Annotated in this window: 11 protein-coding genes; 4 read left to right on the forward strand and 7 right to left on the reverse strand. The window is 38.8% G+C overall.

What is annotated here, in order from left to right; genetic code table 11:
• Positions 1-10: 10 nt before the first annotated feature.
• The 3 genes from H6G92_RS32245 to H6G92_RS39855 are packed head-to-tail and all read right to left on the reverse strand — an operon-like array spanning position 11 to position 3,578.
• Positions 11-1,489 (reverse strand): Hsp70 family protein, encoded by a 1,479-nt coding sequence (locus H6G92_RS32245; protein ID WP_190900080.1) that lies wholly within the window; start codon positions 1,487-1,489, stop codon positions 11-13.
• A gap of 5 nt (positions 1,490-1,494) precedes the next feature.
• On the reverse strand, positions 1,495-2,622 hold the full coding sequence (locus tag H6G92_RS32250; protein ID WP_190900081.1) for a hypothetical protein: 1,128 nt from the start codon (positions 2,620-2,622) through the stop codon (positions 1,495-1,497).
• Complete coding sequence (locus H6G92_RS39855; RefSeq protein ID WP_242059397.1) at positions 2,622-3,578, reverse strand: hypothetical protein; 957 nt, start codon at positions 3,576-3,578, stop codon at positions 2,622-2,624. Before H6G92_RS39855 ends, H6G92_RS32250 begins: the two co-directional genes overlap by 1 nt.
• A 416-nt stretch (positions 3,579-3,994) precedes the next feature.
• On the opposite strand from H6G92_RS39855, the gene H6G92_RS32260 reads away from it, so the two are divergent.
• Complete coding sequence (locus tag H6G92_RS32260; protein ID WP_190900082.1) at positions 3,995-4,183, forward strand: hypothetical protein; 189 nt, start codon at positions 3,995-3,997, stop codon at positions 4,181-4,183.
• A 6-nt stretch (positions 4,184-4,189) separates the two neighbouring features.
• On the opposite strand, the gene H6G92_RS32265 is transcribed toward H6G92_RS32260, so the two are convergent.
• From H6G92_RS32265 to H6G92_RS32280, 4 genes are all read right to left on the reverse strand, one after another.
• Positions 4,190-5,419, reverse strand: coding sequence for an RNA-guided endonuclease InsQ/TnpB family protein (locus H6G92_RS32265; protein ID WP_190900083.1), 1,230 nt, complete (start codon positions 5,417-5,419; stop codon positions 4,190-4,192).
• A gap of 248 nt (positions 5,420-5,667) precedes the next feature.
• A complete protein-coding gene (locus H6G92_RS32270) occupies positions 5,668-6,492 on the reverse strand; it encodes a hypothetical protein (protein WP_190900084.1) in 825 nt (274 codons plus the stop codon).
• A 160-nt stretch (positions 6,493-6,652) separates the two neighbouring features.
• Complete coding sequence (locus tag H6G92_RS32275; protein WP_163938273.1) at positions 6,653-6,829, reverse strand: hypothetical protein; 177 nt, start codon at positions 6,827-6,829, stop codon at positions 6,653-6,655.
• A complete protein-coding gene (locus H6G92_RS32280) occupies positions 6,819-7,052 on the reverse strand; it encodes a helix-turn-helix domain-containing protein (protein WP_163938276.1) in 234 nt (77 codons plus the stop codon). The genes H6G92_RS32275 and H6G92_RS32280 overlap by 11 nt, the downstream gene beginning before the upstream one ends.
• Positions 7,053-7,563: 511 nt before the next feature.
• On the opposite strand from H6G92_RS32280, the gene H6G92_RS32285 reads away from it, so the two are divergent.
• From H6G92_RS32285 to H6G92_RS32295, 3 genes are all read left to right on the forward strand, one after another.
• Complete coding sequence (locus H6G92_RS32285) at positions 7,564-8,361, forward strand: hypothetical protein (RefSeq protein ID WP_190900085.1); 798 nt, start codon at positions 7,564-7,566, stop codon at positions 8,359-8,361.
• 164 nt (positions 8,362-8,525) lie between these two features.
• The gene (locus H6G92_RS32290) at positions 8,526-9,143 is read left to right on the forward strand and encodes a Uma2 family endonuclease (protein ID WP_190900087.1); all 618 of its coding nucleotides are present in this window, start codon (positions 8,526-8,528) and stop codon (positions 9,141-9,143) included.
• 77 nt (positions 9,144-9,220) lie between these two features.
• The gene (locus tag H6G92_RS32295) at positions 9,221-9,838 is read left to right on the forward strand and encodes a hypothetical protein (protein ID WP_190900089.1); all 618 of its coding nucleotides are present in this window, start codon (positions 9,221-9,223) and stop codon (positions 9,836-9,838) included.
• Positions 9,839-9,944: the final 106 nt, after the last annotated feature.

The raw sequence follows: 9,944 nt of genomic DNA on the forward strand, positions 1-9,944 counted from the left end.
CAAATAAGAATTAAGCGAACCGTAACCCGTAACATAAATCGTGAATATCAGTATAAACTGGCTTATCTTTTACAGACCCCTTGGCACTCACTCGCAAAATTACATCCCTATCTATCCTAAAGTCAGCAATAATTCTTTCCTTGTATATATTTTGTAATACTTTAGATATCGGAACATTAATGATTTCTTTTACTTGATGTTCTCGATTGTCTAAATTTGTAGTAATAATTAACCTGCCTTCACCTTCTCGATTATCTGTACAAAAAAACGCAACTTCTTTTTTGGCGGTATCTGGTTTTAGAATAGTTCCGCTCTCAAACACTGTGTAATGATTTTGGTCTGCAAGCTGAACATCAATAGGTTGCACTAAATATGGTTGCCAATCATAGTAAGAAATAATTGCTGCACCTTCAGCAATAACTGTATCTGCATTAGGAAGCTCAATAACTTTAGTCAGCCCAAAGGTTTTATGCATTTCATTGATAAGTAGCGGAATGCGAGAAGTTCCACCAATCAGTAGCACTTGATTAATTTGCGATGGCTGAAGACGTGTATCGTGCAAAATCTTATCTACCAAAGCCATCGCATCTTGGATTTGTAATTGAATAAGGCATTCAAATTGGCTACGATTTATATCTTGGAATAAATTATAGCTTCTCTCATTATCTGAATAAAAATCAAAAAGTTCTATTGAAGAGTTATGCTTGATACTTAAATCTATTTTAGAAAACTCTACTTCATGAAGCAGCAGACTTTCGATACCTGGCTCAATCCGAAAACCTTCTGAACTAATACTCTTTTCTCTTTGAAATGTATCTATCACATAATTCATTAATACTTCATCCAAGTAATCTCCCGATTTACCATTAGCACCAGCAGTACTAACTTCATATAAACAACCAGAATCAAGTTTGACTAAAGTAATATCTAAAGTTCCACCACCCCAATCAAATACTAAAATATTTTCGCGTCTTTGCTTCAAGTTTTCCCATTGTTCTGAGTCTGCTAACAAATAACCTACAACCGCCGCAAAAGGCTCATGAATAAAAGTTTTTATAGTAACTCCTGCCATTTCAGCAGCTTTACGAATCGCCCTTCGCTGCCGCCCATTAAAATATAGTGGAACAGTTACCACAGCTTCTTCAATAGCTGGGAAATTAGCATATCTTGTTTTAACATCTTCTTTTAAAAAGCGGAATATTTCGCTAGCTACCTGCCAAGTATATTTAGACTTACCAAATATTTCAAACTCTTCTTCTTGCTGAATTTGACTTTTTATTGACCTAATAATTTTATTTCCAGGTGTATTTTGAAAATCTTTGATTTGGTCTTTAGCATTTCTACCAACAATAGGTTGAGAATCTCCGCGATACCACACAATAGATGGATGTGGTAGCCCTTCTTTATCAACAAATGAAGTTAATTCTTCACCGTTGAAAGCAGCAGCCACTGAATTAGTTGTGCCAAAGTCAATACCAAAACCAACCATAATAATTATCCTGTTATTTGTTCTCTAATTTTTTTAATTATTCTTAGCCCAATTTGGCTATTTTCTTGAAAGTTATCATTAGCACCAGTCAAACATCGCTCTAATTTATTTAATTCATGGTCTAGACGGTTTCTCACATTGCTTAATGTGGCTTCTCTTTCTTGACTAATCTTAACTCGGCTAGAAGTTTTCAGTTGTACATATAGTTCTCTTTGGTGTTCTATGTCATTTTGACTCTGCTCTAATTTTTTCTCTGCATCTATAATTTGCCTCTTTAACTCCTGGCATTCTTGTTCTAACTGAAGTGTATAATCTTCTCTTTGCTTGCGTAATTCTTGTTCCTTCTGCAAGTTCTCGCGTAAAACAGAAATTTCTTGATCCTGCTGACTAGCTATAATCTGAGGATGCGACCCATATAATAATAATCTTTTAGCCTCACTAGCACTGGGTTTAGCTAACTTAAATAGTTCAGCAACAGCTTTAACCCGATTTTTAATATCATTTTCTTGTTTAGGTTGGGATTTAGTAAGCTGCTGGTAGTAATTAGAGTCTGATAGCACCTCCAAAATTATATTTATACGGCTTGCAATTGCTGAAACTTCGCCTTCACAAATTAAAAATGATATTAAATTTCTTAAAAAATCAAGTTTTTTATCATCTTCTTTTACTTTTATTGATTTTTGGCTTTTATCTAGGTTAACTATCTTTTCTTTAATAAATTGAAATACTTGCTTATCTCCTAGATTTTTGAGTATATTTTCTTGAATACCTTCTTTTAAGTCTAAGAATTGGCTGATAAAATTAATAATTTTAGGACTAATTCCATCTAATGTTCTTAAACCATTGTCAGAGCTAAAGTTAGCAGCAACTATAGCTAGGTGTACAATGGCACGATATTTCAAAGGACAGTTAAGAATTGCAGTAACTACCTTAGTTTCCTGTTGTATATTTAACTGGAATTGCTTGTTAGGGTTAATAATTAGAGAAATAAATCGCTCTGCGGTTTCAATCTTCCATTCTGTTTGTTGCACTAATTTGTTCAGTTGCTCACACAAATCCTCAGCCGAACGAACTTCTTGAGCTAGCTTTGGAGCTTTTTGTATTTGGGGATTTTTAGAAATATTTTTAGACATTAAAAACCTATTGCCTCCGCTTTGAAAATTGGATGAGTTTTAATACTACGGTAAGCTTCTTTTGCTTGGTTTACTTCTCCCCACTCTCGAAATAGTCGAGCCTTGAGTAAAGCTAGCTTGTCATTATAGTTGCGGTTGCTCATATTGTTGAGAAGGCATTCTAGCTTCACCAGCCATCCGTACTTAAGAGTTGAGCGTTCGCAGTAGTAAAGTCTTAATGCTTCTAAAAACTCCTGATGAAAATAATCAATAATGATTCCTTGGGTTTGTCTGCTGCTAGATGGAGGTAAAGTAATGCCAGCAATACGTTCATAATCATTTCTAAAAAACTGACCAGCCCAAAAAAATAAAGAAGATCCTGATGCTTCTTCCATCTGCCAAAACCAATTCATTTTAAAACTAATTGAGTAACGAGTCTGTTGTGCAAGCACAGATGGGAAAGGTTGTAAGTAACCAAAAGCTCTACCAAACTGTTCGGAAAGTGACTGATAGTTGCTTGAATTTTCATTTATCTCTTGGTAATGCGCTCCAAGGTATTCCAACATCCCTTTTAGGTACTGCTTGCGTAAGGGATGCTCATTTGAGCGATTAAGGGGAGTTTTGTAATCAGCCCAACTATTTATACTGTTGCCCCTATCTATTCTGGTTTGTAAATCAAAGGCTATATCGTCTAAATCACTGAAGTTAAGCTTTTCAATGTCTTCGTTAGTAAATCTTTCATCGTTGGTTAGGATAGCGCCATTGACGCGGATGTTGCTGTAATAATCTCGGTGTTCGTTAAAGATGTGGTTTTGTAAGTCTGTGTTGCTGAAAAAGAATTGCTCGCAAAGTGGACAGATGACAGAATGAAAACTACGAGGTGTTGAGGAGGGTATTCCCAGCTTTTGGCGAATAGATTCAATTCTCCAGCCTTCAGACTCGACATTATCCTCGACAGTATCTAAGAAGATTCCCATAGCACCCGTTGTGTAGCTTTATGAGCTATCGCATTTTTTGGGGGCGATTGCTCAGTTAAGATTTCCTTGTTATAGAGTTCCCCTGTAGCTACAGAAATTAACAAGAAGATTCAGCTTGAGTAGTTTGATATAGTTGGAAGCGATCGCTAATCGCGGGTTAATCTGGGACTGAATGCTTTACAGTAAGGGGGTTGTGCGTTGCGAACTTTCCCAAACGTTGTAGCAAATATGAGAAGTGAAAAATAATCCAGGTGGTGCAGAGTTAATAATTCTCGTTCCGCTAAGACGCTTATATACAGGGCGTATACAAGTTACCGCAACCTTCGCTTAAACTCTTCATTGCATCAACGAGTGTTTTTAGCTGTTGCTCAACTGGAGGGAGGATTGGTACATGATTTTGGTTTTGAGATGCAATTGTGTTGAGTATCGCTGATTCGCTCACCTCGAAGTATTCTGCAATCTGTGCAGTGGTCGCCCAACCACTACCATTCCAGACAACGAAAATTATTGCTTTAGCCTTGGAGAGAATAGATAAAGCTTTGTTGCTCTCAAAACTTGTTAAAGCTGAAGTCCTCAGTGTTCTCGACTCCAACAATACGGACTGATGTGAACTACCCCAACTTGCCGAGTACGGCTGAAGTTGGGGCTTCTGTACTCATAGGCGAGTGCCGCAACTTAGACTTTCGTCCGAGCTTTGGTCTTACCTCCCCTCCTACAGCAGAGACGGCAGCACCATCCGCCTTTATCATTCTGATGCCCTCTGCTCTAATATTCTGCGCGGCGTTTGCGTCTCTGTCATGATGAGTATTGCAATGAGGACAAGTCCACTCACGGACATCCAATGTCATCTCACCTATTTGATAGAAACAATTAGAGCAAAGTTTTGAACTGGGGAACCATCTATCAATCTCAACTAACTTCCCACCCCTACGTTCTAGCTTGTAGGCTAAGAAATTAGTAAATTTTCCCCACCCTGCATCAGATATTGATTTCGCCAATTTGTGATTGCGTACCATGCCTTTGACATGAAGATTCTCTACTATGACAGCTTGGCTATCGCTGACCAACTTATAGCTAAGTTTATGCAGAAAATCCTGCCGCGAATTATTAACTCGCTCGTACACCTTGGCAACAACTTTTCTATACCTATTCCTTGAATTACTCCCTTTTTGTTTACGAGCTAATTTTTGTTGTTTCCGTTTTAGGTTTTTCTCATGCAAGGCATAGTGCTTAGGATTATCGTATTTAGAGATTTTTTCGCCGTCAGTAACAACAGCAAAGTGTTTCAATCCTAAGTCAATGCCGTAAATCTTTCCCTCTGAGATAACGGGATTCTCGCCTTTTACGAGCGTAAGGATAGATGCAAGGTATTTACCAGAAGGTGTTTTACTTACAGTAACAGTCTTGATTTTTCCCTCAATTTGTCTATGTATATTGGCTTTTACTATCCCTATATTGCCAGGGAGTTTGACATTGCCATCTACGATTTTGACGTTTTGAGGATACTGGATAGACTGTTTTCCATGCCGAGATTTGAATTTAGGAAATCCAGCACGTTTCTCAAAAAAGTTTTTGTAGGCTGTAGTTAGATTAAGTGTTGTAGCCTGTAAAACTTGACTGTAACAATCGGCTAACCACACCGTTTCTTCTGCCTTTTTGAGTGTAGGAAGAAATGCGTTGAGCGCTGCACGGCTAAGTCCCTTGCCCGTTTCCTTATAAGTTTCAATCGACTTATTTAGAGCGTAATTCCACCACCATCTAGCACACCCAAAAGTTTGTGCTAGTTGCATTTCTTGCTCAACTGACGGATATAAACGGACTTGTACAACCTTGTGTAGCACTCAATATCACCTCCAAGACGTGTTTATTTTACGATAAATACAGATTACGATAAAGTACTAAAATAAAATGTTGGTGATTTCTCAAACACCCCACTTCTTTATCAACCTGCGGTTGATATTAGTCTGAGGTGTTTTCGTCATCACCCAGCTATCCATCCCCACCGTGTAGACGGATGGGGAATTCCGCCAAATTAGTTAAAGGTAAATTCATGTTGGCTCCTTGAAGAGGTAGGGGAGAAATCGGTTTATTAATAAGCGGCTTCGGTTGTCCAAAGAAATCGACTTAAATTCTGGTGTTGAGCTTCAAAAAAGATGAACTCGTTTTCATTCCAGTCGAGATGAAGGGTAAGACGAATTTTGTCAGGGTCTACCCTTTCAACGCTTTTATCGCACCAACAGTTAGTGCCTGTTAGCTGCCTGTCAAAAGACTCTGTAGAAATCTCTGCTATGGCTGCGCTTAATGCCACATTCTTAACTGTGCTGACTGAAGTAGGAATTTTCTGCTTTTTCTCATCAACTAAAAATAATCTGTATTCAGGCGGTATCTGAGCAAGGCTGACAAAATACTTGATGATTTCTGGTACAGCTTGTTGAAGGGTGAGGCGATCTCTATCAAGTATGACTAGATGCTCCTCTACTTTTGGGTACGAAAACAAGCGATCGCGCACAGCAATATTGGTTTGTCTAACTCCTGAAATATTTAAGCTTTTTTGTAAGCATCGGATACTGTTTATAATTCTGTGCTGAAGATAAATTTCAATGCCAAAGCTTGAATAAAATTCTTCACCTATATTTTCAGAGGGTTGGCCTTGTTGCCGCACTTTAGTAAAGTTATACCAAGCTTGAGGATCAGACATAATCCGGTAAATCATTACCTCATCTTCAGCACTACCCTCCAGTCCGGCTATCGCCAAGTAAACTTGCTTGTTTAGTAATGAAGGGTAAGTGAATTTGTGGTGGTTAGGAGATTTCATGTGAACACAGTCCAAAAGCAGCGAGGATAACCCTTCGGTAGTGAACAGATGAGGGTTATCTTGGAGGAGTCGTTGGAAAACTGGTACTGGATTATACATGAAATTAGCTTTGTGACAATATGATAGAGCTAGTGCATTCTTTAATAGCCAGCATTTGTAGTTTTTACATACCTAAATATACTTAAATTAATAATTTTACAGATACATCATTTTTTGGTTTAAATCTGATTTATATCGGTTTTAGATAGCTTCAAATTCTTTATTTAGTGATAAATCTCAGGAATGCCACTACAAGGCTACCCTTGCCTAACTTTTGAAAATTCTCTAAGTTAGACGTGGCTATCCTTTGCAGAAGGGCTAGTTCAGGCGATCGCGCTCTTGGCGGGGAGCGATCGCTTTTAGTTATCCATCCCCTTAAAAGCAGATCACACTTCAATCCCTAATTCCGCTCCCAACGCTTTCTCTATGCTCCGCAATGTTTCAATAGGCAATTCCTGAATTTTTTCGTTTTCAACCCTGTGCCAATGAGGAGTGCTAATACCTGCTTCTGCTGCTAATTCTGTCAAGGATTTAGGAGAAGCTTTTCTAAGAGCTTTTATTTTTTCCCCCAATCCTGGAATCTCTTTACTAAACGTAACCCGCATTAATGTTAATTCCACATGCACTACTCCTTAAGTATCTTTTGCTGGGTTAGTTTTCTCATGCTTTTATAATTACACATTAAGTAGTACTTGACAAGTACTACTTAACAAGATAGTATCTTAATTATAAGAGAGGAATCAAGCGCCAGCCTCCCAGAAAAATATAGAGGCGCTCACCATTGAACCTTGACAATAGTGAATCTATTAATCCACCTAGAAGAGTAACTGATGCACTGGCGAAACCAGAGAAAGTGAGAGATACAGGAAGGGAAATCGATTTGCGCTGAATAAAAAGTTCCTACAGCATTACGGAAGTCGCTTTGAAGCTCGTTGCCGACTGCCGCCCGATCAAGAGATATGCTGCTGTAGCAAGCTCCAGTCACTGGCTAGGAGCAAGCAAATATGAGGCTTCGCCAATTTTAGAGTGAGAGTGTTGTGCAAGCACAACAAACTAACCAATAAAAATAGGACGATCGCCGCTCTGGAAAAGTATGCGATCGCCCTTTTACCCATTTAAGAGGTATTTCTAATGATGACACAACTTTCAGCCCCTACGCCAACAAAAGATCCGCTAACCACACGCGATCGCCATATCATTGCAACCATCGTGAATCAGTCGGACTATTCAAAAGAGTGCCAGCCCGAAGATGTGGTCACTATCTGGATAAACTCGGATGATATCGTCTGGGTAAAAATGATCCACGGCTATGCTCGCTACCACAAACAATCTTTCAAACGCGCTGTTGCAGAGGTAAAAGCGAGTCTTTCTGCTCCAGTAGAGCGCAATCACCAGGAAAATGAGGAATTAAAACAAGCTTCTGAGAAAATAGGCTTGTTAGGTGATTGTGATTGGCTATCGTCGAGCGTCCAATACCATTCTGATAAAGTAATCGGTCATGCTGGTTGTTATATCTCTCACAAGGCTCGAATATTAACCCCACCATCTGAATGGGACTTCACCTTGCCGAAGTGGAATATGCCTGCTGCCATCTGTCCAGACTGCGAAGGTCATGGGTGCGGTAACTGTGGGTATCGCGGGACTCGTGCAGAAGACTTGTGCGAACCAGTGGACGACTATCGACTGACCTATGTAGGACGCACTAGCCTTCAGACGGCTCACAATGTATATCTAGATGTTAAGTTCTTGGGAATAGTCTTCAAGGTCAGAAACGTTGATGAGTTATGGGAAAACGACCCTAAGACTTACTACTGGCGGTGTGGCGATGGCGTGCAGTGCTGGAGCGTCAGGGAGGCTATTGAATCCTTTGCCCTAGCTCCGGTAACTAGTGAAGTGCCATACGTTAGCTTAGAATTGGCGGTAGCATAAGATTAAATAAATCTGAACAGTGGACAGGAGAAATTATAAAAACTGTCCACTTACCAATTTGAAAACAAGATCCTTTATTTGAATGTAAAGATAGAAGCAAATCTAAAATTTTTGCGCGATCAAACATTCCGTTGGCATCAGTTCAAACTTGAAGAGATAATACGATGTTTCAAGCTTTACCAGAACCAGTTACTTTTGAAGAATTTCTAGAGTGGAAACCAGAAAATGGCAGATATGAACTATACAAAGGAGTAATAGTAGAAATGCAACCAACAGGAGAACATGAGCTAGTTAGAGCATTTTTGATTAGAGAACTCAATTTTGAGATTCGCAGATTTAATCTAGCTTATACTATTCCTGGTCAAGTATTAGTCAAGTCAGTTGATAGGAAATCTGGTTATATTCCAGATGTATTAGTATTGAATCTTCCTAACTTGGTCAATGAACCCCTGTGGAAAAAAGCATCAACAGTTACTCAAGCAGAATCAATTCCATTAGCCGTGGAAGTTGTAAGTACAAATTGGCGTGATGATTATTTCCTAAAATTTGGTGAGTACGAGGAAATTGGGATTCCAGAATATTGGATTGTTGATTATGCTGCTCTTGGTGGAAAGCGGTTTATTGGGAATCCTAAACAACCGACAATATCAGTTTATGCTTTAGTAGAAGGTGAATATCAAGTTACTCAATTTCGAGGAAATGACCGGATTCAATCACCTACTTTAAGAGAGTTAAATTTAACTGCTGAACAAGTTTTTCAAGCCGCTTTAGGAGGGTATTAATTAAAATTAGTACTTTCAAAGTCAATAAAAACGATTTTTGCATTAGTATAACGTATCCTTAGCGATTTGTTTTTTGAATGACCCAAAAATTTTATAGTCTGTTTGTTGAGCATTATCTCGAAGGCTTGCTTTCACCATTAGGTAGCGTAGAAGTTAGCGGTGTAATAACCGATTCAGAAAAACGGGGAATTGTTCTGTTTTTTCCAAAAGGGACAATTCAAACCGAAAGACACTCACTTGGATTACTTGCTAAAGTTGCTCAAAGTGATTGTTCAATAGAAGTTTATTGTGAGGAAATTGGTGAAACAGAAGTCCGAAGCTGCCTACATAAACTTTTAAGTGTCTTTTCAACTTTGAACTGTCATGCATCGCCAGAAGGAAAAACTTTACATGATAATGATTTACCTCGTTTATGGATTGTAGTACCATCAGCTTCGCCAGATTTACTCAAAAGTTTTGGCGCACAATTAGAGCTAGAAAACTGGACTACTGGAATATACTTTCTGCCTAATGTTTTTAGAATTGCAATAGTAGCTACTAACCAACTACCAGTTACTTCAGAGACGCTGTGGTTGAGGCTTTTGGGACGAGGAGCAATTCAAAAGCAAGCAGTAAGTGAACTGGTTGCACTACAACCATCCGATCTTGTACGCCGGAACGTACTGGAAATAATTGTAACCGTTCACAGGATTTGAAGCGCTACAGTGAAAAATGGGTTACTGAGGTGGTAGATTAAACTGCATGGAAGAAAACTGCCTCGCCTACGGAATTGAAATTTCCGACTCAGATTGGGATCTGACT

It is taken from the genome of Nostoc foliaceum FACHB-393 (genome assembly GCF_014698505.1).
Taxonomy (GTDB): Bacteria; Cyanobacteriota; Cyanobacteriia; order Cyanobacteriales; family Nostocaceae; genus Nostoc; species Nostoc foliaceum_A.

Coding starts and splice junctions, on each gene's coding strand:
- H6G92_RS32245 (WP_190900080.1), bottom strand. CDS start 1,489: ATGGTTGGTTTTGGTATTGACTTTGGCACAACTAATTCAGTGGCTGCT.
- H6G92_RS32250 (WP_190900081.1), bottom strand. CDS start 2,622: ATGTCTAAAAATATTTCTAAAAATCCCCAAATACAAAAAGCTCCAAAG.
- H6G92_RS39855 (WP_242059397.1), bottom strand. CDS start 3,578: ATGGGAATCTTCTTAGATACTGTCGAGGATAATGTCGAGTCTGAAGGC.
- H6G92_RS32270 (WP_190900084.1), bottom strand. CDS start 6,492: ATGTATAATCCAGTACCAGTTTTCCAACGACTCCTCCAAGATAACCCT.
- H6G92_RS32285 (WP_190900085.1), top strand. CDS start 7,564: ATGATGACACAACTTTCAGCCCCTACGCCAACAAAAGATCCGCTAACC.
- H6G92_RS32290 (WP_190900087.1), top strand. CDS start 8,526: ATGTTTCAAGCTTTACCAGAACCAGTTACTTTTGAAGAATTTCTAGAG.
- H6G92_RS32295 (WP_190900089.1), top strand. CDS start 9,221: ATGACCCAAAAATTTTATAGTCTGTTTGTTGAGCATTATCTCGAAGGC.